20 protein-coding genes and 1 pseudogene are annotated in these 25,102 nt (G+C 67.3%); 16 read left to right on the top strand and 5 right to left on the bottom strand.

Annotation, left to right across the window (positions count from 1 at the left end; translation table 11 throughout):
• Nucleotides 1-3,550, bottom strand: a 3,550-nt coding sequence (locus AAHG09_RS25860; RefSeq protein ID WP_342110370.1) for a S8 family serine peptidase, incomplete at its 3' end; no start/stop codon positions are given.
• Between the two features lie 315 nt (nucleotides 3,551-3,865).
• Here AAHG09_RS25860 and AAHG09_RS25865 point away from each other — a divergent pair.
• The 6 genes from AAHG09_RS25865 to AAHG09_RS25890 all read left to right on the top strand — a co-directional run bounded on the left by AAHG09_RS25865 (nucleotide 3,866) and on the right by AAHG09_RS25890 (nucleotide 10,609).
• Nucleotides 3,866-4,921 (top strand): helix-turn-helix domain-containing protein, encoded by a 1,056-nt coding sequence (locus tag AAHG09_RS25865; protein WP_342110371.1) that lies wholly within the window; start codon nucleotides 3,866-3,868, stop codon nucleotides 4,919-4,921.
• A gap of 364 nt (nucleotides 4,922-5,285) precedes the next feature.
• A complete protein-coding gene (locus tag AAHG09_RS25870; RefSeq protein ID WP_342110372.1) occupies nucleotides 5,286-6,506 on the top strand; it encodes a metallophosphoesterase family protein in 1,221 nt (406 codons plus the stop codon).
• Nucleotides 6,507-6,573: 67 nt separating this feature from the next.
• Complete coding sequence (locus AAHG09_RS25875) at nucleotides 6,574-7,842, top strand: arsenic transporter (RefSeq protein ID WP_342110373.1); 1,269 nt, start codon at nucleotides 6,574-6,576, stop codon at nucleotides 7,840-7,842.
• 24 nt (nucleotides 7,843-7,866) lie between these two features.
• Nucleotides 7,867-8,787, top strand: a complete 921-nt coding sequence (locus AAHG09_RS25880) for a DMT family transporter (protein ID WP_342110374.1) — start codon at nucleotides 7,867-7,869, stop codon at nucleotides 8,785-8,787.
• A 9-nt stretch (nucleotides 8,788-8,796) separates the two neighbouring features.
• Nucleotides 8,797-10,194 (top strand): TAXI family TRAP transporter solute-binding subunit, encoded by a 1,398-nt coding sequence (locus AAHG09_RS25885; RefSeq protein WP_342110375.1) that lies wholly within the window; start codon nucleotides 8,797-8,799, stop codon nucleotides 10,192-10,194.
• Between the two features lie 178 nt (nucleotides 10,195-10,372).
• Nucleotides 10,373-10,609 carry a hypothetical protein gene (locus tag AAHG09_RS25890; protein ID WP_342110376.1) on the top strand — a complete coding sequence of 79 codons (237 nt, stop codon included), beginning with the start codon at nucleotides 10,373-10,375 and terminating at the stop codon, nucleotides 10,607-10,609.
• A gap of 47 nt (nucleotides 10,610-10,656) precedes the next feature.
• Here the strand turns inward: AAHG09_RS25890 and AAHG09_RS25895 are convergent, their stop codons facing one another.
• Nucleotides 10,657-11,154: a peptide deformylase gene (locus AAHG09_RS25895; protein WP_342110377.1), complete on the bottom strand. Its 498-nt coding sequence runs from the start codon at nucleotides 11,152-11,154 to the stop codon at nucleotides 10,657-10,659.
• Nucleotides 11,155-11,625: 471 nt separating this feature from the next.
• Here AAHG09_RS25895 and AAHG09_RS25900 point away from each other — a divergent pair, with 471 nt between their 5' ends.
• On the top strand, nucleotides 11,626-12,795 hold the full coding sequence (locus AAHG09_RS25900) for a UDP-galactopyranose mutase (protein WP_342110378.1): 1,170 nt from the start codon (nucleotides 11,626-11,628) through the stop codon (nucleotides 12,793-12,795).
• Between the two features lie 238 nt (nucleotides 12,796-13,033).
• A pseudogene (locus tag AAHG09_RS25905) lies at nucleotides 13,034-13,711 on the top strand (IS5 family transposase); the annotation flags it as partial.
• Nucleotides 13,712-13,905: 194 nt separating this feature from the next.
• Here AAHG09_RS25905 and AAHG09_RS25910 read toward each other — a convergent pair.
• Nucleotides 13,906-15,015 carry a DUF707 domain-containing protein gene (locus tag AAHG09_RS25910; RefSeq protein ID WP_342110379.1) on the bottom strand — a complete coding sequence of 370 codons (1,110 nt, stop codon included), beginning with the start codon at nucleotides 15,013-15,015 and terminating at the stop codon, nucleotides 13,906-13,908.
• Nucleotides 15,016-15,261: 246 nt separating this feature from the next.
• Between AAHG09_RS25910 and AAHG09_RS25915 the strand changes: the two genes are divergently transcribed.
• Nucleotides 15,262-15,873 carry a molybdopterin dinucleotide binding domain-containing protein gene (locus AAHG09_RS25915; protein WP_342110380.1) on the top strand — a complete coding sequence of 204 codons (612 nt, stop codon included), beginning with the start codon at nucleotides 15,262-15,264 and terminating at the stop codon, nucleotides 15,871-15,873.
• 129 nt (nucleotides 15,874-16,002) lie between these two features.
• On the opposite strand, the gene AAHG09_RS25920 is transcribed toward AAHG09_RS25915, so the two are convergent.
• The gene (locus AAHG09_RS25920; protein ID WP_342110381.1) at nucleotides 16,003-17,574 is read right to left on the bottom strand and encodes an ABC transporter substrate-binding protein; all 1,572 of its coding nucleotides are present in this window, start codon (nucleotides 17,572-17,574) and stop codon (nucleotides 16,003-16,005) included.
• A gap of 306 nt (nucleotides 17,575-17,880) precedes the next feature.
• On the opposite strand from AAHG09_RS25920, the gene AAHG09_RS25925 reads away from it, so the two are divergent.
• On the top strand, nucleotides 17,881-18,120 hold the full coding sequence (locus tag AAHG09_RS25925) for a hypothetical protein (protein ID WP_342110382.1): 240 nt from the start codon (nucleotides 17,881-17,883) through the stop codon (nucleotides 18,118-18,120).
• A 169-nt stretch (nucleotides 18,121-18,289) separates the two neighbouring features.
• Nucleotides 18,290-18,853: a hypothetical protein gene (locus AAHG09_RS25930; RefSeq protein ID WP_342110383.1), complete on the top strand. Its 564-nt coding sequence runs from the start codon at nucleotides 18,290-18,292 to the stop codon at nucleotides 18,851-18,853.
• Nucleotides 18,854-19,115: 262 nt separating this feature from the next.
• Here the strand turns inward: AAHG09_RS25930 and AAHG09_RS25935 are convergent, their stop codons facing one another.
• Complete coding sequence (locus tag AAHG09_RS25935; protein ID WP_342110384.1) at nucleotides 19,116-19,589, bottom strand: CYTH domain-containing protein; 474 nt, start codon at nucleotides 19,587-19,589, stop codon at nucleotides 19,116-19,118.
• Nucleotides 19,590-19,835: 246 nt separating this feature from the next.
• Between AAHG09_RS25935 and AAHG09_RS25940 the strand changes: the two genes are divergently transcribed.
• The 5 genes from AAHG09_RS25940 to AAHG09_RS25960 all read left to right on the top strand — a co-directional run bounded on the left by AAHG09_RS25940 (nucleotide 19,836) and on the right by AAHG09_RS25960 (nucleotide 25,102).
• Nucleotides 19,836-20,294, top strand: coding sequence for an NUDIX hydrolase (locus AAHG09_RS25940; protein ID WP_342110385.1), 459 nt, complete (start codon nucleotides 19,836-19,838; stop codon nucleotides 20,292-20,294).
• Between the two features lie 102 nt (nucleotides 20,295-20,396).
• Complete coding sequence (locus AAHG09_RS25945; RefSeq protein WP_342110386.1) at nucleotides 20,397-22,931, top strand: bifunctional diguanylate cyclase/phosphodiesterase; 2,535 nt, start codon at nucleotides 20,397-20,399, stop codon at nucleotides 22,929-22,931.
• Between the two features lie 203 nt (nucleotides 22,932-23,134).
• Nucleotides 23,135-23,332, top strand: a complete 198-nt coding sequence (locus AAHG09_RS25950; RefSeq protein WP_243998730.1) for a hypothetical protein — start codon at nucleotides 23,135-23,137, stop codon at nucleotides 23,330-23,332.
• A 265-nt stretch (nucleotides 23,333-23,597) separates the two neighbouring features.
• Nucleotides 23,598-24,155, top strand: coding sequence for an aldehyde dehydrogenase iron-sulfur subunit PaoA (paoA, locus tag AAHG09_RS25955; protein WP_342110445.1), 558 nt, complete (start codon nucleotides 23,598-23,600; stop codon nucleotides 24,153-24,155).
• Entirely contained in the window at nucleotides 24,152-25,102 is a 951-nt protein-coding gene (locus AAHG09_RS25960; protein ID WP_342110387.1) for an FAD binding domain-containing protein, read from the top strand. Before paoA ends, AAHG09_RS25960 begins: the two co-directional genes overlap by 4 nt.

Here is a 25,102-nt window from a genome sequence, read left to right on the forward strand (position 1 = left end):
CCTGGATCGTGGTCGGGCCGGAGAAGCGGCCGGTGCCGGTGAGCTTGAGGGTGCCCGGTCCGGCCTTGGTCAGGCTGGTCGGGCTGGTGCTCTGCAGGATGGCGCCGGCATAGGCGGTGCTGGCCGAACCCGTGACCGTGAGGGCGCCGTTGGCGATCACGCCGGAGGCCGGACCGGAGAGGCTGGCGAGGGTGAGCGCGGTGCCGCCGAGGTCGAGCGGGCCGGCATTGGTCAGGCTGGTCAGCCCGGCGAGCGGCCCGGTGAACAGGAGGCTGCCGGCGTTGGTCAGCGCGCCGTCGAGCCGGCCGGCGAGGCGGGCGGTGCCGGTGTTGGTGAGATCGGTGGTGAGGCTGCCGTCGCTGATGAGCAGGCCGGCATTGCCGAGGCCGGCCGGCGCCGAGAGGCTGGCATTCTGGGCGAGCGCGACGGTGCCGGCATTGGCGAGCGGCCCGGCGAGGCTGTAGGCGCCGGTGACCGCCAGGGTTGCGCCGGCGGCGTTGGCGAGGGCGCCGTCGCTGGCGACCGTCCCGGAGACCGCGAGGGTACCGGCGTCGTTGCGGATGGCGCCGTCGATCCGGCCGGCGCTGGCGAGCACGGTGCCGGTGTTAATCAGCCCGCCCGAGACCGTACCGCGGGTGGTGAGGCTGCCGCTGTTCGACACGCCGCCGGTGATCGTGCCGGTATTCCGGGTCCAACCGGCGTTGGTCAGCCCGCCGGTGATCGTGCCGCTGTTGGTGATGCTGCCGGCATTGCCGAGGCCGGCGGGGGCCGTCAGGCTGGCGGTCCGGGCGATCGTGACGGTGCCGGCATTGGTGAGCGGCCCGCTGAGGCTGTAGGCGCCGGCGACCGCGAGCGTCGCGCCCGCGGCGTTGGCGAAGGTGCCGGTGCTGGCGACCGTCCCGGAGACCGCGACGAGCCCGGCGTCGTTGCGGATGGCGCCGTCGATGCGGCCGGCGCTGGCCGTCACGGTGCCGGTGTTGATCAGCCCGCCGCCGATCGTGCCGCGGGTGGTCAAGACGCCGGCATTGGTCACGCCGCCGGAGGCAAGCCCGGCATTGGCGAATGTGCCGTCCGGACCGACCGAGACCAAGGATACGAGGCGGCCGGTCGCCGTGAGCGCCAGCGTTCCGGCCGCCACCGTGGTGCCGCCGGTATAGGTGTTGGCCGCCGTCAGGACCGCCGTGCCGGCGCCGTCCTTCCGGAGGAAACCCGGCTGGGCCCCGTCCGCGATCACGCCCGCGAAGGACGAGCTGCCGGTATCGATGCGCAGGCCGCCGCGGCCATCGAGGGTGGCCGGACGCGCGGTGGAGAAGCCGTCCTGCCGCACCTCCAGCGTCCCGCCGTTCGCGAAGGAAAGGCCGCCGCCGGCCGCCCCGAGATTGGCGTCGCGGGTCACCGCCAGGGTGCCGACGAAGATCGTGGTGCCGCCCGTGTAGGTGTTGTCGGCCGTCAGATCGAGGGTGCCGTATCCGACCTTCATGAGCCGGCCGGATGTGGCCCCATCGGCGATCACGCCTCCGAAGACCGACGCGGTGCCGCGGTTGGAGCCCAGCACGCCCAGGCCGTCGAGGGTCACCGGCCGCGTCGTGGTGAAGCCGTCTTGCCTGATCTGAAGGAAGCCACCGTCACTGAGGGTCAGGCCGCCGCCGGCCGCACCGAGGTTGGCGTCCCGGGTCACCGCCAAGATGCTACCATGTACGGAGGTCCCGCCGGTGTATGTGTTGTCGGCGGTGAGCCGGAGGGTGCCACGCCCGGTCAGGGTCAGCGATCCGGGTTGCGCGCCGTCGGCGAGCACCCCGACGAAGGTCGAGAGCCCGGTATCGATGCGCAGGCCGCCGTGGCCGTCGAGGGTGACCGGCCGCGCGGTGGAGAAGTCGTCCGCCAGGACGCGCAGCCAGCCGCCGCCGCCGAGGGTGAGGCCGGTGCCGTCCGCGCCGAGATTGGCGTCGCGCCACACGGCCAGGTTGCCGCCATAGACGCTGGTGCCGCCCGCATAGGTGTTGGTGCCGGACAGTTCGAGGGTGCCCGCGCCGGTCTTGATCAGGCCGCCGACGCCGGAGATGTCGTTGGCGAAAGTGCCGTAATAGGCTTGGCCGTTATAGGTTGTGTCGACCGTCCACGCGTAGGTGAACTGCCCCGGACCGTCGATCGCCTTGCCGAGATTGAGCAGGCCCCAGCCGTAGACGTCATTCGGCTTGTCGGCCGGCCCGTCGCCGAGATGGGTGGCGGTGGTGAACAGCGTCTGGGCGATCTCAGGTGCCTTCAGGAACGGGAAAGCTTGGCGCAGCACCGCAGCCGCGCCCGCCACATGGGGCGCCGCCATCGAGGTGCCGGTCTCTTCGGCATATCGACCGCCGGGGATTGTCGACAGGATCGCCGTGCCGGGGGCAGACATGCACCAGTTGGCCGTGACGCCACATTGATTGCTGGACGCCTGGACCGCGCGGTTCCGATCGATGTTCACGACCGAAATGATGTACCCGTTCAAACTCGAAAAATCGGTGTCCGTCCGCACATTACCATTTCTGTCGATAAATCGATAGACGTTCGTGCCAGCGTTCTCCGGCCGAACGTACGGATATAGGGAGGCGCCGGAAGCGTTTTTCCAATTGTACTGATTTATAATTGAATGCTCATTGCCGGCGGCAAAAACCATAAGCACGTCGTGATCGGCTGCTCGCTTGAGCGAATCATATTCCTTCAAGGATTCTCTATAGCCATACTCTTGATAAACGGTCGTGGAGTAAGAAAAGCTCGGCCCATAGCTGCCGTTCAGGATCCGCGCGCCCTTCGCGGCTGCATAGTCGACGGCCCCGTTGACATCCGATCCGGTCGGCTGCTGTCCGTATTTCCGTTTGATGACCTCCGCATCGGACGGTGTGGTCGGATCGTCAGGATCACGGATGATCGATATGATGGCGCCAAGATTTAAAATCTTGCTGTCAAAGGCGACACCCATCATCCGGCCGCCGTCCGGAGACGCTCCGATCGTCCCCGACACATGCGTCCCGTGGACGTTGGGGTCGAACAGGATGGTACTGTCCAGCAGCCCGACCGGGGTCCAGAAGTTGCGGGATGCATCCAAGATCCGGCCGGCGAATTTCGGGTGATCCGGATCGATCCCGCTGTCGATGACCGCGACCGGAACGTCGAGGCCGGTAAAGCCACGCGCGTAGGCACCGGCGGCGTTGATAGCCCCGAGCCCCCAATCGCCGTTGTAGGCGTCCCACGCCCGGAAGTCCGCGGCTGTTAGTGGGTGACCTGCGGCGTCCAAAGTAGACGGTGAAGGCTGCGGCCGCACCCCGTCATCCTCTGCGAAGACCGGCCCCAGGGCAATCGTCAGCGCGGCAAGAGAGCATCCAAGCAGTAATCCGCCTCTGGACGACCCGAACCGGGTCGCGGCGCGATGTAAAACATGTCCCTTTTTCCCTGAGACGGCGCCATAAACTGCCCTGTCTTGCCGATGATCCATCGCGCAGCCCCCCGATAAGCTTGCAAGAAACACTGGCGGGCGCGTTATCAATGGCAACCATGCCATGCTGTAACCCATATGCTACGGTCTAACCTGGGATTTTCATTTGGAACTGCTTTGCTCTCTTCTGGGACGGAAAGTCCCGTGCCGTCGCTTCTGAACCGTCGGACGCCGGCTGGCTGGCAACATGACTCGGCCTCGTCCGCGCCGAATCGCACGTGGTCTAGGTCCTGCGATGGTCTAGAACATTCATCGCGATGGATCGGATCCGATGAGGCCTACATCGGCCCCAGTCGTTCCGGCCCCGAATCGGAGATTCGAGCGAACAGATTATCTGTCCCGTAGGCACAAGCACTTATCAACGAAAACAAAAATACGCGTTAGGCTTCACCGATGTATCTCGAAAACACAGATCCGGGCTCCGCAACACCGCGCTCCGGCGACTCCGTCCAGGGCGGCGGGATCGCCTGCCTGCGGTTCGAGCCGCCGCAGGATCCGCAGGATCTCGGCCGGGCGTGGCAGGACCACCTCGCCCCCATCTTCGCGGTGAGCTTCCGGCCCGAGACCGACCTGACGATCCCGATCGCGATGCGCAGCTATCACCTCGGCGACCTGCTGGTCGGCGACGTGATGGCGCCGGCCCACACCCTCGTGCGGTCGTGGGAGATGATCCGCCGGCAGGGCCTGGATCATCTCCTGCTGCAATTCTATCGCCGGGGGCAGAGCCGCGTGGAGGCCGGCCCGCGCACCGGCCCCGTCACCGAGGTCCAGGCCGTCGTGTTCGACCTCGGCCAGCCCGTGCGCATCGTCGCGGACGCGGTCGACGCCACCAACGTCCTGATTCCCCACGCCCTCCTGGAGCAGCAGGGCTGTCATCCGGAGGGCCTGCACGGTCGGTCCCTCGACCATGACGGCGACCCGTTCGGGCGCCTCGTCCATAGTTTCGTGGCCAACGTCGTCGCCTGCGGCGACCTCCTCGATCGGCGGGAGGCCCTGGCGGCCGCGGCGGCGATCACCCAGCTCTGCGCGACCTGGCTGCGCGGCAAGGCGGCCGACCGGCCCACCCACAATCCGGATGCCCGGATCCGGATCCGCCGCCTCGTCGAGGCAGAGCTCGGCAATCCGAAACTGACGCCGGCTCTGATCGCGGCGCGGCTCGGCCTGTCGCGCTCGGCGCTGTACCGGCTGTTCGCACCGCACGGCATCGTCGCCTATATCCGCGACCGCCGCCTGATGGCCGCCATGCGGATGCTGGTGCGGGACGACGGGCCGCAAGCCGCCCGCGTCGCGCAAGTCGCCTACGCAGTCGGCTTCTCGGATGAGCGGACGTTCCGGCGCGCCTTCAAGCGCCGGTTCGGCTTCGTGCCCAGCACCGTACCGCAGCACCCGGAGGTCGATCCGCAGCGCGCGCCGGGGGCGGTCCTGCGCGACTGGATCGAAAGTCTCTGAACACCCAGGCCAGGATCAGTCGCGCGGCGGACGAGCCGCACGCACCGCGGCCCGGCGGCAAACTTCGGCCGGCGGGTTCCTGTTGTCGCGACAGAGGGGCATGTGTCCAGCAAGCAGACACAGAGCGTCCGATTTCACGACACTTTCCCTGTCCTGTCCGGCGCCCCGGCGGCGATCACGAAAAATTAGGTTCCGCCCCGCCAAGCCTGCGGCCCGATTGCGGAACTCGGCGGCATCCGGGGCGTCGGGCCGTTCGCAACGTGTGCGGCCGCTTCATCGGGGCCCATCCGGAGGGCGCGATGGCGGGCGGGACAGGCGGATCGATCGGACGGGCGCACGCGGTTCCCCGCGGCGCGGCGGTGCCATGAGCGGAACCCCCGGCGTCTTCGCCTTCGCGCATATCGGCGACCTGCACCTGGAACAGCCGGGCGACCGGAACGCCGTCGATCTCAGGACGATCCTCGACGAGGTCGAGGGCCTCCACAACCACGGCCTCCTCGACTTCGCCTACCTGCCGGGCGACCTCGCCGAGGACGGGCGGGCGGCCCAGTACGACATCCTGACCGCGGCCCTGGCGGCCCATTCGGCGCTTCCGGTCCGCCTGATCGCCGGGGATCACGACCGCCAGCACGGCAGCATGACGGATTTCGATGCGCTGTTCGCGCAGGTGATGGGCAGCCGACAGGGTGGCCGTCACCAGCCCCGCGGGCACTACCTGCCCCGGCCGCAGACCCCGGTCTATATTCCGCACTACTACTACGCCGAGACGTTCGCCGGCGTGCGCTGCCTGTTCCTCGACATGATCAGCGCCGGCTACGGCCGGAAGGGATTCGGCCTCGATTTCCGGCTCGGTCCCTGCCAGGTCGATTGGTTCCGAAGCGAACTCGCGGCGGCCGACCGGGACGGCCTGCCCTGCGCGGTCTTCACCCACACCTATCCGGACGACCTCACCGGGCCGGACGAGAGGGCCACGCTGGCGGGCCTGATCCGCGGCCACAATGTCCGCCTCGTCGAGATGGGCCACACCCATTACAACGAGCTCGCCCATGACGGGCGCACCCTCTACGCCTCGGCCCGCTCGGTTGGCCAGAACGAGGACGGCTCGGTGGGCTACGCGGTGGCGGCGATCGACGGCGCCGTGACGAGCTGGCGGTTCAAGCCGCTGGACCGAAAGCTGCCCTTCGTGATGATCACGAGCCCGGCCGACCGGCGCCTCGCCACGGAGCCCCTGGCGGCAGGCGGGACGATCACGGTGCGCGCCCTCGTGCTCTCGAACGCCCCGCAGGCGGACTGGTCCTGCCACGCCCGCGTCGACGGCGGCCCGGCCCATCCGATGCGTCCGGTCGGTCCGCGCATCGTCGAGGCGCAGGTTCCGTGGCCGGGCGGCGCGCACCGTCTCTCGGTCACGGCGGCGGACGGCACGGGCGGCAGCGACACCGAGACGATCGAGCCCGTGTCGTGCGGATTCACCCCGCCGCCCGCCCCGGAGCGACCGGGCAGCGATGCGTTCCGCACGCAGGCCTGGCCCGGCAAGGGCATCCGCGGGGACCAGCTCGGCCCCAACCGCAACGGCCGGGACTGGTAGCCGGCCCCACCCGAAACGCTGCAGACATCCGTTTCCCAACTCACCCGATACAGGACCACCGGAACCGATGGGCGCGCTGACGCTGTCCCCCAACATCACGACCTGGGCGATCACCGCCCTCGCGACGCTCGGCGTCATCCTGCGGCCGTTCTCGTGGCCGGAGGCGATCTGGGCCGTGCTGGGCGCAGGCGCCCTCGTCGCCCTCGGGCTGCTCGCCCCCGCCACCGCCTGGGAGGGCGTGCTCAAGGGCACCGACGTCTACCTGTTCCTCATCGGCATGATGCTGATGTCGGAGGTCGCCCGGAAGGAGGGCCTGTTCGACTGGCTGGCCTCGATCGCGGTGCGCGCCGCCCGGGGCTCGGCGACCCGGCTGTTCACCCTGGTCTACCTCGTGGGCACCGTCGTCACGGTGTTCCTGTCGAACGACGCCTGCGCGGTGGTGCTGACGCCCGCCGTCTACGCCGCCACCAAGGCCGCCAAGGTGGAGAACCCGCTCCCCCACCTGTTCGTCTGCGCCTTCATCGCCAACGCGGCGAGCTTCGTGCTGCCGATCTCGAACCCCGCCAACCTCGTGGTCTTCGCCGACCACATGCCGCCGCTCATGCGCTGGCTCGGCCTGTTCGCGCTGCCCTCGGTGCTGGCCATCGCGACGACCTACGCGGTGCTGCGCCTGACCCAGGCCAAGACGCTGCGCGGCCAGAGCGTGGCGACCGATGTCGAGGCCGTGTCGCTCTCGCGCACCGGCCTCGTGGCGGGGATCGGCATCGTGGCGACCGGCGGCGTGCTGATCGGCGCCTCGGCGCTCGGCCTCGATCTCGGCCTGCCGACCTTCGTGGCGGGCCTCGCCACCACCGTGGTCGTGCTGCTGCTCAAGCGCGGCGGCCTCGTGGAGGTCGCCAAGGACGTGTCGTGGAGCGTGCTCCCGCTGGTGGCCGGCCTGTTCGTGCTGGTGGAGGCCCTGGAGAAGACCGGCGTCCTCGCCATGCTGGCCAACCTCCTCAAGGGCTACGCCCACGCCGCCCCGGAGGCCACCGCCTGGGGGGCGGGCGGGCTGATCGCGGTGCTGTGCAACCTCGTCAACAACCTGCCGGCCGGCCTGATCGCGGGCGCCGCCGTCCACACCGCCCAGGTGCCCGAGAAGGTCGCGGGCGCCATCCTGATCGGCGTCGATCTGGGGCCCAACCTCTCGGTGACGGGCTCGCTCGCCACGATCCTCTGGCTCACCGCCATCCGCCGCGAGGGCCAGGATGTCGGCGCCTGGACCTTCCTGAAGCTCGGCCTGCTGGTGATGCCATCGGCCCTCGTGCTGGCTCTGGCCGGCCTGCTGCTCATCTGAACCCCGAACCCAAGGTCCGCGCGCGTGACGGCTGCCCTCCTGTATCCCTTCATCCTGGTGGCCGGCGCGCTGCAGGCCATCGGCAACGCCATGAACGCGCAGCTGCGCGGCAAGCTGGTCAATCCCTGGCTCGCCGCGACGGTGTCGTTCCTGCCGATCGTCTTCGTGTTCGCGACCCTGTTCTTCACGATGCCGACGCCGCTGCCGAACCTCGCCTCCCTGAGCAAGATGCCCTGGTACGCGCCGCTCGGGGGCGTGGCCGGCGCGGTGGCGGTGTTCGGCGGGCTCGCCTTCATCGACAAGGTCGGCGCCGGGCCGTTCAATGGTCTGACGCTGACCGCCAACATCCTCACCTCGCTGGCGATGGACGCCTTTGGCCTGTTCGGCCTGCAGGCCTCGGGCTTCAAGCCGATGGCCTGGCTCGGCGGCCTGCTGATGGCGGTGGGCGTGACCTTCATCGCGCGCTCGGGCGGCAAGAAGGACGGCGGCGAGAAGGGCGTCGGCGGCAAGCTGCTCTACCCGTTCATCCTCGTGGCCGGCGCCCTCATGGCGATCGGCGTGGTCTGGAACGCGCAGCTGCGCGGCGCCCTGGAGAATCCCTGGCTCGCCGCCACGGTCTCGTTCGTGCCCGTGGTGTTCGTGTTCGCCCTGGTGTTCCTGCTCCGCCCCTCGCCGCTGCCGACCCGGGAGGACGTGGCGGGGGTCCGCTGGTGGATGCCGCTCGCCGGCATCACCGGGGCGGTGGCGGTGTTCGCCGGGCTGCTGTTCGTCGACAAGGTCGGGGCCGGCGCCTTCAACGGCCTCTTGATCACCGCCAACCTGATCACCTCGGTGGCGCTCGACCATTTCGGCTGGTTCGGCATGCGGCAGGTCAAGGCCGGGCCGCCGCGCCTGATTGGTGCCGCCCTGATGGTCGGTGGCATCGTCCTGATCTCGCTGTTCTGAGCGTCCGGGATGCCGGCCTTCCCCACCTGGCTGCTGCGCCGCGAGGTCCTGCTCCTGGCCGGCGCAGCCCTCCTGGGCGCGGGCGGCGTGGCGGCGTGGGTCCTGCTCCAGGCGACGGTTCTGACCATCGCGGTCGCCCCCCGGGACGGCACCGAGCCGGAGCTGATCAAGGCCTATGCCGATGCGCTGGATGCCGGCCACGCGGGCGTCCGCCTGAAGATCCTCCCCTTCGACGACGTGCGCGAGAGCGCCGCCGCCCTGCAGGACGGCCGGGCCGACCTCGCGGTGGTCCGCCCCGACGTGCTCCTGCCGACGAACGGGCTGACCCTGGCGATCCTGCGCGATCAGGCGATGATCATCGCCTCGCCGGAGCAGGCCGGGATCCGGAGCTTCCCGAAGCTCGCCGGCAAGCGAATCGGGATCGCGGCCCACCGGGACGCCGATCTCTGGCTGCTGCGCAACATCCTCGGCTATTACGGCCTCACCCTGGAGGAGGCGGCCGGCCTCGCGCGGGATTCCACGGTCCTGCTGGTCCCGGTCGACCAGGAGGCGGTGGCGGGCGCCTTCCGCGAGAAGCGGATCGACGCCTTCGTCAGCATCATCGCGCCCTCGGCGCCCAAGGCGCTCGCCCTGGTGGGGGCCGTGCAGGGGCTCGCCCGCGGCGGCAAGGTCGCGTTCGTCACTGTCGAGGACGACGACGCCGTGATCGAGCGCTTCCCACGGCTCCAGGCGGTGACGATCCCCGGGGGCCTGTTCGGCGGCCGCCCGAAGCTGCCGGCCGACGACGTGAAGACCGTGGGCGCCTCCTACCGGCTGATGGCCCGGGCCTCCCTGAGCCGCGTGGTGGTGGCCGACGTGACCCAGCAGCTCTTCGAGAAGCGCTCCGCGGCCGCCCAGACGACGGTCGCCGCCGAATATGTCCAGGCCCCGACCTACGACACGACCGTGGCGGCCACCAGCGCGCGCATCCCGATCCACCCCGGCGCGATCGACTATTACGAGCGCGAGCAGCACGGCTTCATCGAGCGCTACGGCGACACGCTCTACCTCCTCGGCGCGCTGGCGGGCGGCCTCGTCTCGATTCTGGCCTGGATCCGCCAGCGGCTCGCGGGCCTGCGCCGGGAGCGGATCGACGAGATCATCGACCGGCTCCTGGAGATCGCCGGCCAGGCCCGGGCCCTGCGCGACCCGGCGGCGATCGAGGCGCTGACCGTCGAGGTCGACGCGCTCGCCATGGACGTGGTCCGCTACACCCGGGAGCGGGCGCCCGACCCGCCGGTCCTCTCGGCGGCCTCGGTGGCCATCGACACGGCCCGGGCCACCATCGCGGATTGCCGGACCCGGGCCGAAGAGGCCGGCGCGCGCGTCGGGCGATCGGTGCGGCTGTACGGTTCGGCCGGGACTTGAGGACCGGCCGCGGGACCGTCTCCGGGAAGGAGATTCGCGCGTCGAGGGGTGTTGGGCGGGGGCGGGGGAAGAAGGTGTTTGCCGCGACCTCGGAAGGGAGAACAACTGTCTCTTCGCGCACAAAAATTCGAAAGACGCCTCCATTGCCGACGGGCAGGTCCGGGGCGACATTTCCACCATGCGCACGCGTTCCGAAATCCAGCCGACAGCCTTCGATCCGTTCGGCGAGCCCGTCACCGACGGCGTCGCGCGCGCCTGCCCGGAAGCCGCAGGCGACCGGACGGCCCGGCGCGTCGGCGGGGCCGTGTTCTGGACGCTCGCCCTCGTGATCCTGGCCGGGCGCGTCTACGCCTACGACATGCCGGCGGTGCAGGACGTTGCCGCGCACGCTGTGCAGATGCTGGCCCTGCGCTGAGGGCGACGAACAGACCTTTTGATTGCGCGCTTGCGAGCCCCGCAGGGCTAAGTCGATTTCACCTTCCCGAAGCGCTTGAGCAGACGCTCGCGCTTCAGGCGTGACAGGCGTTCGATCCAGAAGACGCCGTCGAGCTGATCGATCTCGTGCTGGATGACGGCGGCCTCGAAACCCTCCGCCGTCTCCGCGTGCTCCGCGCCATCGCGGTCGCGATAGCCGAACCGCACCTGCGCGGACCGGGTGATCCGCTCCCGCACCCCCGGCATGCTGACGCTGCCCTCGTCATGCGCCGCCGTCTCCGGTGAGGCCCAGAGGATCACAGGATTCACGTAGATGCGCCGCTCCACATCCGGAGAGAGGCGGATCACCACGACCCGCGCGGGCACGCCGATATGCGGGGCGGTGAGGCCGATGGCGCTGACGTCCAGGAGCGTGTCCCAGACATCCGCGACGAGCGCCGACAGGTCCGGCCCGAACGCCTCGACCGGGGCGGCCGGATGCGACAGGCGCGGATCCGGGAACAGAACGAGGGGGCGGGCCGGCATGGTTGGTTCGGGGATAGAGGCTTGCAGCCTTCTAGCGGAGTGGCGTGGGAGAGCAATCCGGGCATGCTCTGTGCTCGCGACCGATCGGTCTCGAGGACACGCAGGTTGGCCCGGACAAACCCGTCGCGAGTTTGGGGGATCGGTCAAGTGGCTCTGCAGAGGCGTTTCTGTAAGCCATCCTGATGGGGGCACAGGGAGAGTGTACCGCGAGTCCCCACAAGGATGGCAGCGCGCCGCGCCTGCATCACCTTGAATTCATGCGTAATGTCGCGCCTTGATAACAAATTTTTATCATTGTTGAAATGAAATAGTTTGTATCAAATTTCAATTTACAGTATTTAAATCGTCAGTTGCGGTATAATACACAAAATCGAACGCAGTCGACGGTAGACCATCTCGTTAAAACGCGATAGATCCGGACGCGTTCGATTTTATCGTCATGTGTGATGGCGAAAAACTTCCGGGGCGGGCATGGTTTACAGGTCGGTGCTTGTGGTCGGGGCTGGACTTGCCGGCGCAGTTCACGCGCGGCAGCTTGCGGAAACAGGATTGCACGTTCAAGTCATCGATGCCCGGTTGCACATCGCTGGGAACGCCTACGATGAGACCGGCCCGGATGGCATCCGGATCCATCGTTACGGGCCGCATCTGTTCCACACCGCCAACACCCGCGTGCTGGACTACGTTCGACGCTACGCGACGTGGGAACCGTACACGCATCGGGTCCGGGCGCTGCTGCCTTCGGGCGCGTTGGCGCCGCTACCGATCAACCTCGACACGATCAACGCCGTCACGGGCCTGAGGCTGGAGACGGAAGCGCAGGTGCGCGCGCATCTGGCCTCGGTTTCGGTGCCGATCGCAGAACCCGCGAACGCCGCCGAGTATCTCGCTTCAAAAATCGGAATCCAGCTGCGCGATCTTTTCTTCCGTCCCTACACGAAGAAGATGTGGAACCTGGACTTGGAGGATATGGACGCCGCCGTGGTGAAGCGCCTGCCCCTGCGCTACGATCGGCTCGACACGTATTTTCCTGAGGATCAGACGCAAATCCTGCCCCGGGATGGATATACGGCCTTCGTGGGGGAGATTCTCAATCATAGTGGGATCGAGATCGCACTTGAGACGCGATTTGAACATCGGTTGATGCGGGAATTCGACTTCTGCTTCGCATCCCTACCGATCGATGAATACTATGAATTCCGCGAGGGTGAGCTCCCGTATCGCTCGATCCGATTTCATCATCGCAGCGAAAACCGCGACGCGGCCGGCAGTGTCTGGGGGGGGCTGCACGGGACCGATTTCAGTGTCGTCAATTTCACAGATGGCGGGCCCTATACGCGCGAGACGGCTTGGCATCGCCTGCCCAACCATACCAGCCGCGAGACCAGACGTGTGACGTTCACGCGGGAGGAGCCCTGCGACTACCGGGCGAACAACTACGAGCGCTATTATCCCGTGCGGTCCGCGGATGGGGCGAACGCAGCCAATTATGAGCGTTACAGGGCTCTGGCCGAGCGTGATCGCGAGCATATTGCCTTCATCGGACGGTGCGGCACCTATCGATATCTCGATATGGATCAAGTCATCAATCAATCTCTGATGGGTGTGACGCATTGGCTGAGCGAGCGAGGGTTGGGTTAAGCAAGAAAATGCATAATCAGCATGCATGTTTCCTACATAAAAGATTTGAATGTTTTATTTGGTTATATTTATCTAGCTTGGAATTGTCTGATGGTGGGAGTGGATAAATCATTAAATCCATAATACGGCAAATACTGATTCGGCTGTAAACTCAAACTGGCCATCAGCTCACCGTCCGGACCCATAACGGTGGCTCGAACCGCTTGGGTGTGACTCACGGCTTCCGTGGGAGGAGCCGATGGATCCGTTCTGGCTGACGGACGAGCAGTTTGCGCGAATCGCACCGCATCTGCCGAACGATACGCGGGGCAAGGAGCGCGTGGACGACCGGCGGGTGATCAGCGGCATCGTCCCTATGCTGAAGTCCGGCGGTCGCTGGACGGAGGCGCCGCGGGACGTCTACAGGCCGAAGAAGACGCTCTACAACCGCTTCGTGCGCTGGGCGGCCAAGGGCGTCTGGGCCGGTCTGTTCGAGCCGCTGGCGCAAGCCGGCGGCGCGCCCTCCCAGGTACTGATCGACCTCACCGCCGCGAAAGCGCGCCGCTGCGCCGCCGGGGGTAAAGAGGGGGGAACAGAACCAAGCCATCGGCCGCTCGCGCGGCGGGCGCACGACCCAGATCCACGCCCTGACCGATCGCTTCTGCCGCCCGCTCGCCTTCCTGCTGACCGGTGGGCAGGCTGCCGACTGCAGGGCCGGCGCGCCGCTGCTCGAACGTCTGCCCACCTGCCGCATCGTGCTCGCCGACAAAGGCTACGACACCGACGCCATCCGCCGGCAGATCGAGGCGGCCGGGGCCGCACCCAACATCCCGCCCAAGATCAACCAACGCTGAAGCCGTGCTTCTCGCCCGTGCTCTATCGCGGGCGAAACGCCATCGAGCGCATGTTCGGCCGCCTCAAGGACTTCCGCCGCATGGATTGTGACAGATCGGTTCCCGGTGGCCCTCCCAGTAATTGCGATCGCTCCACCGCTCAGGTCCGCAGAACCTGAGCGGTGGAGCAGAGAACAAGGTGGATCTCAGCGGCATTCAAATGTTGAATGTAAGTAAAAATAACCGTACCGGCATAGAGTTTTAGCAGGATGGTTGCAGAAATTTGCTATGCGGGATTTCAACACAAAAAACCGAAATGGTTATAGCTGGGGCTTACCCCATAAGCTTGACATATGTTGCTGGCCTCCGCCAGTGCAGCGCTCATATCATAACTCGCTCCCACTGGACGTGTGTGATGAACCGCAACTGCATCGATAATACCAATTCTATGACGATGTCCGCCCATTAAAACCGGCCAAATATAATCGAGTCCCCACCCGCTATTTCCTAAATAAAACGTACCGGAGCAGCGCCGAAGTGCTTTTTTTGAAAACACGGGCGTCATAAGCTCTACGAAGTTTGTAAATCGCAAAATCTTCCCAGGTTGCTGGCGCGTGATAGGATGCGCAATGTAGCTCGCAGGTGTGAGAGACGGTTGTGATAATTCTAATTTATTTTCTTCCGCAATAATGAACGTCCTGTTGATATCGCGCCAAGTCATCATAAGATCATCGTCCGGGAATGCAACATATTCATAATCAAAAATAAAGCTTTCCTCGTAGCAAAGTTGATAAAGGCCATGCCATTTCGGGCCCTTCTGTAGCACCGCATATTCAGATGGCGGGCGATTTGTAAAAGATTCTTCATCGCCATACCAGCTTATACATAGATCCCAATTACGATCTCGATCTTCGATGTTTCGACTCCATAAAGTATGAAGTGAATTGCTCCCAGCCCGCAAGACGACGAGATTTTTCTTCCGGCTTGGAAGCCGGTCGACAAAACGATCTGGCGCAACCAAGGGACTGCGTGCAAATTTTTCGGTTTGAACGAGGTAATGGGTCGATTGTGTGTATCTGGGCAGACCGTTCTCAAGCACAATCTCGCCTGGCTTGCTGTTCGGGTTAACTACAAATTCAAGACTCATTGATCCGGCGTCATCGTAGAAAGTCAGACGCCCTTCTCGAATATCCCAATTTCTAAATTCACTATGATCAATGCCGCTGATCTCGCCGTCTTCGTTGAGGACGACCTGCGGGGAGATCACTTTTCGCCAGTGATCGAAAAATACAAAAGCGTAATCGCTTATGGGCTTGTGTGAAAAAAGAATGTTACTTTCATTCGACTGAGAACTTGATGTAGACAATTTAAGACTCTGAGAATCGATTGCTCCCCCAGCATTTTGCATCAAACCGTTCCTTAGACAAGAGCGGTTTGCTGCGATTGCATATGTCGCAAGTTTCTTACTATGCTAATTTATTAGATTTTTTTGTGTAAAAGCCGATCATATTTGAGATTCGATTGTATATATAAAAAATCAATACCTTATTTTCGAAATCTCTGGCCGATTGAGGTTGAATTGGTAGAAAATTCAGCTGGCTTTGAGATGGATACCCCAGGTATTGTCCTCCAACCATCCCGACCTCTGGCGGGTGTGCATTGGCGCAACGCATCCCCTCGCCGATGGCACAACACGCCCAGTGGCTGGGGCGGCCTCGACCGGCTGGAGCAGGAGGGCTGGATCGACGCGCAGCCGGACTTCGCCGAGAGCCATTTCCTCAACGGCTTCGGCCATCCGGACGGGCGCTTCCGCTTCGCCCCCGACTGGGCGGCGCTCGGTCCCCGGGCGGCCGGGATGCCGGCCCTGCCCGATCACTGGCCGGTGGCCGAGCCCGCCGACGCCGATCACCCGTTCCGGATGATCGCCCCGCCGGCCCGCCAGTTCCTCAACGCGACCTTCACCAACGTGCCGGAATCCCTCCGCCGCGAGGGGCGGCCGACCTGCCTGCTGCATCCGGAGGACGGCGCACGGCTCGGGATCGCCACGGGGGACGCCGTCGAGCTCGGCAATGCCCGGGGCCGGGTGCGGCTGCACGCCCGCCTCGCCGAGGGGCAGCAGCCGGGCGTCGTCGTGGTCGAGAGCCTGTGGCCGAGCGCATCGTTCGGCGGGGGCGCGGGGATCAACACCTTGATCGGATCCGCCCCGGCGGCGCCCAACGACGGCGCCGCCTTCCACGACACCGCGGTCTGGGTCCGCGCGGCGTGAGCCTGAGTCCTGGTTTCGAAAGGTTGAGACCTTTCGCGGGTCCAGGGCGGAGCCCTGGTGCCTTCAAGGGCTCCGCCCCTGAACCCCGCCAAAGGGCTCGCCCTTTGGAAACCCGGGTCGAACAGGCGCTCAGCCCTTCTTCACGTTCCAGAACACCGGCACGCCGTCGAGGACCCCCGTCAGGGACGGCCTGTACGAGGTCTGGTTGAAGTACTGGCCGAGCGGCAGGTAGGGCAGGTCGATGAAGGCCTGCCGCTGCAGATCGTCCGCGAGTTTCTTCCGGGCTGCGGTGTCGGGGGCGTCGAGCCATTGATCCCGCAGGACCTCGATCTTTTCGCTCGTCGGCCAGCCGATCGCGGCGCTCTGGCCCGTGCCGCGCAGGAAGGCGCTGACCGCCGGGTTGGCTTGGTCGAGCCCCGCCCAGAAGGTGCAGAACGCGCTCCAGCCGCCCTGGGCGACCGGCTCCTTCTTGGCCCGCCGCTGAACCACCGAGCCCCAGTCCATGATCTGGTAATCGACGTTGAAGCCCGTCCGGGTGAGCATGTCGGCCACGACATCGGCCATTGCCTTCAGGCTCGGGAAGTCGGAGGCGCCCATCAGCACCACCTTCTCGCCCTTGTAGCCGGCGGCCGCGAGCGCCTTCTTGGCGCCCTCGTAGTCGCGCTTGGCCGTCAGGACGTCGAGGCCGACGTCGCTCGCCATCGGCAGGCCGGGACAGAAGAAGCCGGTCGGCACGTGGATCAGCTTGGGGTCGGTGCCGGTTACCGCCTGCATGACGTCGGTCTGGTCGACGACCTTCAGCAGCACCTGCCGGATCGCCGGGTTGTCGAAGGGCGGCTGGAGCTCGTTCATCCGCAGGCAGCCGACCAGGCCGGTCGGGTCGATGATCCGCGTCGTCAGCCCGCCGAGCGTCGGCACGAGATCGGCCTGGGGCTGCTCCCACCAGTCCATCTCGCCCGTCTGCATGGCCGAGGCGGCGGTGGCCTGATCGGGGATGATGTTCCACTCGACCCGGTCCACGAACACGCGCTTCGGGCCCGACGTCCATTGCGGCTCCCCGCCCTCGCGGGGGACGTAGCCGGCAAACCGCTCGTACACGACCCGGGCCCCGACCACGCGCTCGTCGGCCTTGAAGCGGAACGGCCCGCTGCCGACCATCTCGGTCACCTGTGTGAACGGGTCGGTCTTGGCCAGCCGCTCCGGCATGATCGCGCAGATCGAGGAGCCGACCTTGCCGAGCGCGTCCGGCAGCAGCGCGAAGGGCTTCTTCAGGCGGAACTGGATCGTCCGGTCGTCGGGAGCCGTGAGTTCGTCCGTGTAGGCCATGAGCGTCTGGCCCATGGCGTCGCGCCGGCCCCACCGGGCGACGCTCGCCACGCAGTCCCGGGCGAGCACCGGGCTGCCGTCGTGGAAGGTCAGCCCGGGCCGGAGCGTCAGGCGCCAGAGCTTGCCGTCATTCTCCACCGTATGGCCGGCGACCATCTGGGGCTGGGCCGCATAGGTCGCATCCGTCCCGTAGAGCGTGTCGAACACCGCGAGCCCGTGGTTCCGGGTCACGTAGGCGGTCGTCCAGATCGGATCGAGCACCGTCAGGTCGGCCTGCGGGATGAACTTGAGGACCCGCGCGGCCGTGCCCTGCGCCAGCGCCGGGGCGGCGAGCGCCGCGCCCGACAGGGCCATGAAGGATCGTCTGTTGAGCATGCCAGCCTGTCCACCCTGTGACGTCGGCCGCAGCGTAGCACGGCCCGGGCCAAGGGAGGCAGGACGGCCCGCGCGCCCTGGTGGCCCGGGCCCGAGAAGCACTTTATTCGACGGACGATCAGCAAACTTCCTTCGCGGTCGGCGTCACGAACAAGGTTTTGTCAACAGAACGACTTTATTGCCGCTCATAGGGCGGCGCAGTCGCGACCAGCCGTCGAAGCGTCCCTCGGGCGTCGATCCGGCCAGCGCTGAACAGCGGCCGTCCGGTTCGCTGACCGCACGGACTTCTCAGGATCACGCAGCATCATGAACTTCACGGTCTCCGCGCGTGTCGCCGCGCGCCGGTTCGCCTATCAGCACGCCTCCATCCTCACCGCGCTGGACCAGGGCATGAGTCTGATCGCCGCCGGAATGGCCGATGTGACGATCACCGACGGAAGCGGCCGGACCCGGTCTCCGGCTTCGCTCTACCAGTCCATGTTCGGTGCCGGCCACGCTGGTGCGCTGCAGGGGCGGGGGACGTCCGGGGTGATGCAGGCCGCCTGATCGGCTAGAGATTGCGCTGATCGCCTGTGGTGGTCTCCGCTGACCTTGTGAACAAAGAAATTCTGCGGATACCGGATCGTGTTTCTGGACATTCTGCGAGATCACGCTTAACCTAAGAGTGTTCGCGTCGCCGACGTTCCGGTGCGAATGCTTCCAAGGATCATCGTACATGAAGCGCCGTAGCGCGCGGCCTTTTATGGTCGAAGTCAAGCACGCCCGGACCCCCCGCACAGCCCTGAGAGATGCCGAGCCGCAAGCGCGGCCCGACAAGGTGCTCTGGCCGGAGCTGACCCAGGCCGAGCCGAAGCCGGCACCGCCGGCCCTCGAAGCGGCGCCGGCACCGCGGCCGGGACCGAAGGAGCCGGAGGCCCCGGTCCGGCGCGTCCTGCCGAGCCTCGTTCCGATGTTCGAGAGCGCGGCCGAGCCCGAGCCCGAGCCGGCGATCGAGCCAACGCCGCGGCGTGGGCGCCCCCGGCGCGAACGAACCCAAGCGGTCGCGCAGCCGATCCAGAAGACGACGCCGGTCGAACCGATGCCGGAGATTCGTCCGATCGCGGTCCAGCCCGAGGCACTTCCGCCGAAGCCGGTCGCCAAGGGGCAGGTCGTCAAAGCGCAGGTCGCTAAGGCGCAGGTCGAACCCGGCGCGGCGGCGCGGCCCGTGACGTGGCGGCGGACAAAGGAGCTTCGGCTCGGCGAGCGCTGGAAGCGCCGTCTCCCGCCTTATCTCCGCTGACGCAGATCCAGGCTTGTGACGATTGCGGGCCGCTCTCGGGCGGCCACCGCCGGTTCCCGGGCTTGCCTGCGCGGTCGGTCGCTCACCGACGCCGGCGGGGCCGCGCCCGATGGCAGAGCACGCTGCACCGTCGATCGCCGGAGGCTTGAAACGCTCTCCGCCGAAGCGGTGACCGGCCCGGCGCAAGCGTGCGCGTCACAACAGAGCGCGTCACAACAGAGGCTTGAAGCCGCGCACGCTTGCAATGCGATCGGGCACGGCCCTAGGCCGCCGTCCGCTCGGGCATCACGCTGCCGGCCAAGCGCGAATTGCGGTACCGCGCGTCGCTCGTGACCTCGCGCCGGACCCAGGACGGCAGGGTCACCAGCTGATCCTCCCGCTCGAGTTCGATTTCCGCGAGGATCAGGCCCGCGAGCGTGCCGCCGAACACATCGACGTCCCAGCCCGCCCCGGCATGCAACACCCGGTAGCGCGTCTTCTCCAGGCGCCGACTGGCCGGCACCCGCGCCAGCAGCGCCCTGCCGTCCGCCGGGGAGATCGCGAACTCGATCTCCTCGCGGCAGCAGCCGCGCCGCGGGCTCTTCCACGTCACCAGCATGCACTCGCCCGCTTGGCGGATGCGGATCGTGTTGGCGTCATCGGTGTAGAGATAACCCTGAATCAGCTGCGTCCCGGACCGGCAATGCGCCAGCACGGCCGGATCCGCGATGAATTTGCGCTCGATTTCGACAGCCATGCGGCGACTCAGGGGCGTTGTACCCTTGAACTTTCGCCGACTAAGCGACGCGTGGCAAGCAGTCCGGCAGACGCGGAGGCGCGCGTGACAAGCATAGCTCTTTGCTCACGCGGACGGGATGTAACGACACATTTTTCAACTATATATCGGCATCAGGTGCTTTAAAGATTGCAGAATCGTCCCAGGCACATTCAACCCTTTTCAGTCGCGAGACCATCTCTGAAGACAGAATCGAAACGTCCGAGTTTGAAGAAGCGACTCCGGAAGGCGCAGGCCAAGCCGCTCAAGCAGGTCGCGGCGCTGCCGTTCCGGGTCGGCTCGGACGGACAGGTCGAAGTGTTGCTGATCACCTCCCGGGATACCGGCCGTTGGATCATCCCCAAGGGCTGGCCGATGATCGGCCGCAAGGCGCACCGGGCCGCCGAGCGGGAGGCCTTCGAAGAGGCGGGCCTGACGGGACAGATCGCGTCGGATCCGGTCGGCTGGTACCGTTACGAGAAACGCCTCGCCCAGGGGCGCGCGCTGCCCTGCAAGGTCCGCGTCTACCCGCTGCGGGTCGAGGTGCAGCACCCACGCTGGCCGGAGCAGGCGCAGCGGACACTCCGGTGGTTCACGCCGGCGGATGCGGCGCGCCTCGTTCAGGAGGACGACCTCCGGCATCTGCTCGCGGGCTTCGCCGCCGGGCCCGACCGCGGCGATATCTGAAGGCTCGTGACCTGGGCTGCGTGTCTTGCCGGCGAATATGCAACTTATGATTAGTATTCGCTGTGTAACTGTCCTGACCCTGATGCCGGTCGGGTCTGTTCGATGTATCGCGCCTTTGCCTGCCTCACCGAGGAGCACACCGCCTGGGTGGTGGCTCTCGCGGCCTGCGTGTGCTGGATCACCTGCTGGGTCGCGCTGAAGCTCGAGCAGCGGGTTCGAACCCGCGCCGATGGTCCCATGCTGATCTGGCCGCTGGCCGCCGGGTTCTCGATCGGCTCCGGTATCTGGAGCACGCATTTCATCGGCATGCTCGGCTACGACCCTGGCGTGGTCCTGGGCTACGAGTCCCGGACCACCGTGCTGTCGCTCGTCGTCGCCATTGCGGCCGCCACGTCAGCCTTCCTGTTCGCGCGATCGGGGCCGTCTGTGGCACCCTCGGCCTGGGTCGGCGCGGGGGCGGGCCTCGTCCTCGGCCTCGGCATCGCCTGCATGCACTTCCTCGGCATCGCGGGCGTGCGGCTGCCCGGGCACTTCACCTGGGATGCCGCCATCGCCGGCACGGCCATCGTGGCGGGCTGCCTGCTGGCGGCGGCCGGCATGGCGATTCACGTCCGCGGCACCGACGGCCGCACCCGGGCGGCGGCGGCCACGATCCTGACGCTCGCCATCGCGCTGCTCCACTTCCTGGCCATGGCGGCGGCCCGGGTGGTGCCGGATCCGGCCCTGGCGGTCCCGCAGCTCGGCCTCGACCGCGGCGTGCTGGCCGGCGGCATCGCGGCCGTGATGGCGGTGATCCTGGGCTTCGGCGCCCTGACGCTGATGCTGGACCGCCTGCACAGCATGAACGTGGCGCTCGCCCGCCAGGGCCGCATGCTCCAGGAGAAGACCCGGCTGCTCGACGACACCCTCGACAGCATGGACCAGGGCCTGATCAAGGTCGATGCGGGCGGCGTGGTGCGCGTGTGCAACGAGCGGGCGCTGGCGCTGCTCGACCTCCCCCGCGACATGATGCAGGCGCAGCCGAGCTACCGGGCGGTGCTGCGCTATCAGGCCAGCCAGCGCGAGCGGAACCCCACCGATCAGGCCTTCCGGGCCTGGGTCGCGCGCGGCAAGGCGGAGCGGACCCGGATCCACGCCCAGGATCAGGTCCAAGCCCAGGATCACGCCCAGGATCACGCCCAGGATCAGACCCGCGCCCATATCCACGAGCGCGCGCGGCCGAACGGCCTCGTGCTGGAGGTGCGCACCGTCCCGCTGGCGGATGGCGGCTTCGTGCGGACCTTCACCGACATCACCAAGCGCAAGGCCGCCGAGGCCGAGGTGGCGCGCCTCGCCCGTCACGACGTGCTCACCGGCCTGCCGAACCGGGCCCTGTTCCACGAGACCGTGACGCGCAGCCTCGCCGACATCGCCCAGCGCGGCGGTGCCTGCGCGGTCCTGTACCTCGACCTCGACGGGTTCAAGGGCGTGAACGACAGCCTCGGCCATCAGGCCGGGGACGAGCTCCTGCGGCATGTCGCGGGCGGCCTCGTGAGCGTGGCGGGCGCCGGGGCGGTGGCGCGCCTCGGCGGCGACGAGTTCGCCGTGCTGGTCCCCGGCGGGGCCGCAGAGGCCGGCCCCCTGGCCGAGCGCCTCATCGCGCTGTTCGACCATCCGCTCAGCGTGGGCGAGCACCGGATCGGCGTCGGCCTGAGCGCCGGCATCGCGCTCGCCCCCGAGCACGGCACCGCGGCGGAGTGCCTGTACCGGCGCGCCGACCTCGCGCTCTACCGGGCCAAGGCCGAGGGGCGCGGCACGTTCCGCGTCTTCACCCCCGCCATGGACGAGGAGGCCGAGGCACGCCGGGTGCTGGAGCGCGACCTGCGCCAGGCCATGGACGAGGACAAGCTCAGCCTCCACTACCAACCGCAGGTGGATGGCCGGACCGGCGCGCTCATCGGATTCGAGGCGCTCCTGCGCTGGGTCCACCCGGTGCGCGGCAACATCCCCCCGGACGTCTTCGTGCCGCTGGCCGAGGAGACCGGGCTGATCATCGCGCTCGGCGAGTGGGTGCTGCGCGCGGCCTGCCGGGAGGCGGCCGGGTGGGCGCAGCCCCTGAAGGTCGCCGTCAACCTCTCGCCCCGGCAGTTCCAGCGGCACGAACTCCCTGAGCGGGTCCTGGCCATCCTGGCGCAGACCGGCCTGGCGCCCGGCCGCCTGGAGCTCGAAGTCACCGAGAGCATCATCATCAACGACATGGCCCGAGCCGTCGGCATCCTCCGGCGCCTGAGGAATTACGGGATCCGGATCAGCATGGACGATTTCGGGACCGGCTATGCGTCGCTGGCCACCCTCCAGGCCTTCCCGTTCGACAAGCTCAAGATCGACCGTTCCTTCGTGGCGCGACTCGGCTCGGAGCCGCAGGCGGCCGTGATCGTGCGTGCGGTGCTCGGCCTCGGCCGCAGCCTGGGTATGGGGGTGGTGGCCGAGGGCGTCGAGACCGAGGCGCAGCGGGCCTTCCTCGCCGAGGAATCCTGCGGCGAGATGCAGGGCTACCTGTTCGGAAAGCCGCGCCCGATCGCCGACTACGCCGTCGCCCTCGACGCGCCGAGCGATGTGGCCGCCCGCGCCGCACCCGGTCTGGCGCTGGTCGGTTGAGCCGGCGGTCACCGTCGCGGGAGGGGCATGGATCCGCGCCGGGGGTGCACCGCCCCGTGCCGGTCGCCCGATCTGCTTCGGGACGGGAACCCGGGCAGCAGCCCGTCGTTGGTTCGACAGATTGGATCGTTTCTAATTCTACACGGTCTTCTGCAACCCAGTCCGGGTGGCCACGTGGCCACCGGTCCCACGGGAGCCTGAACATGAACGCGAAGTGCGAGACCTGCCGGTTCTTCGACGAGCACAAGGGCAACGGTGCCGTCGCCCAGAACGATGCCGGCCTGTGCCGCTTCAATCCGCCCGTCAGCCAGCCCGCGCCCGAATCGAAGGGCCTCTGGCCGGTGGTCGCCTCGAAGGATTGGTGCGGCCACTACACCCCCGAGATGACGGCGGCCGAGTAAGGGCGCCACGCGAACGCGGCATCGGGGCCGGCCTTCGGGTCGGCCCTTTCGTTTGCGGGGTGCCCCATGGCCGCGACGGATAGGCTCACCCGTGGACAAGCACCGACCCCTGATCATCGCGCGCTTGTCGCCTACCTTAGAGCCAATCCAGGCTTTCGGTGCTTGTCCGGGGGTTAGCCGATTCGGGTCGGCCCGCGTTCCGGCCCCGAGCGTGGAAGCCGGGAAGCACAGCCCGGACAGTTTTGATTCGAACCGGAGAGACTTGATCGTGGGAGCCACCGCCACAGCGGCCGCACGGACCAACGAGCCGGTCCTCGCCAGGGTCACCCTCACGGTGAACGGCCAGCGCCGCGACCTCGAACTCGACACCCGCACCAGCCTGCTCGACGCCGCGCGCGAGCATCTGCACCTGACCGGCTCCAAGAAGGGCTGCGACCACGGCCAGTGCGGCGCCTGCACGATGATCGTCGACGGCCGGCGCATCAACGCCTGCCTAACCCTCGCGATCATGCATCAGGGCGCCGAAATCACCACGATCGAGGGGCTCGGGCAGCCGGACCAGCTGCACCCGATGCAGGCCGCCTTCGTGAAGCACGATGGCTACCAGTGCGGCTACTGCACGCCGGGCCAGATCTGCTCGGGCGTCGCCGTGCTGGAGGAGATCAAGGCTGGCATCCCGAGCCACGTGACCGCCGATCTCGAGGCCGCGCCACAGATTACCGAGGCCGAGATCCGCGAGCGCATGAGCGGCAACATCTGCCGCTGCGGCGCCTATTCCAACATCGTCGAGGCGATGACCGAGGTGGCAGGAGCGCGGGCATGAAGTCCTTCACGTACGAGCGCCCGAGCACGCCCGCCGAGGCCGCGGCGGCCGTCGGCCGCACGCCGGAGGCGAAGTTCATCGCCGGCGGCACCAACCTGCTCGACCTGATGAAGCTCCAGATCGAGACCCCGCGCCACCTCGTGGACGTGAACGGCCTCGGCCTCGACGCGGTGGAGCCGACCGACGAGGGTGGCCTGCGCATCGGCGCCCTCGTTCGCAACACCGATCTCGCCGCCCATCCGCGGGTGCGCAAGGATTACGGGGTGCTCGCCCGGGCGCTGCTCGCCGGCGCGTCCGGCCAGCTGCGCAACAAGGCGACCACCGCCGGCAACCTGCTCCAGCGGACCCGCTGCCCGTATTTTTACGACACGGCCCAGGCCTGCAACAAGCGCCAGCCGGGCTCCGGCTGCTCGGCCCTCGATGGCGTGAGCCGCCAGCTCGCGGTGATCGGCGGCAGCGAGACCTGCATCGCCACCCATCCGGGCGACATGGCGGTGGCCATGCGCGTGCTCGACGCCACCGTCGAGACGGTCGATGGGCAGGGCGCGACGCGAAACATCCCGATCGCCGAGTTCCACCGGCTGCCCGGCGATGATCCGTCCCGCGACACGAACCTCAAGCCCGGCGAACTGATCACCGCGGTGACGCTGCCGAAGCCGGTGGCCGGCACGCATATCTACCGCAAGGTGCGCGACCGGGCCTCCTACGCCTACGCGCTGGTCTCGGTGGCGGCGATCCTGGGCAAGGACGGCAGCGGCCACGTCGCCTTCGGGGGCGTCGCCCCCAAGCCCTGGCGGGTGGAGGCGGCCGAGGCCGACCTGCCGAAGGGCGCGAAGGCGGTCACCGACCACGTCTTCGCCGACGCCAAGCCGACCCACGAGAACGCCTACAAGCTGAAGCTCGCCGAGCGGACCCTCGGCGCGGCGCTCAACCAAGCGAGGGCCTGA

It is taken from the genome of Methylobacterium guangdongense (assembly GCF_038442355.1).
Classification (GTDB): Bacteria; Pseudomonadota; Alphaproteobacteria; order Rhizobiales; family Beijerinckiaceae; genus Methylobacterium; species Methylobacterium guangdongense.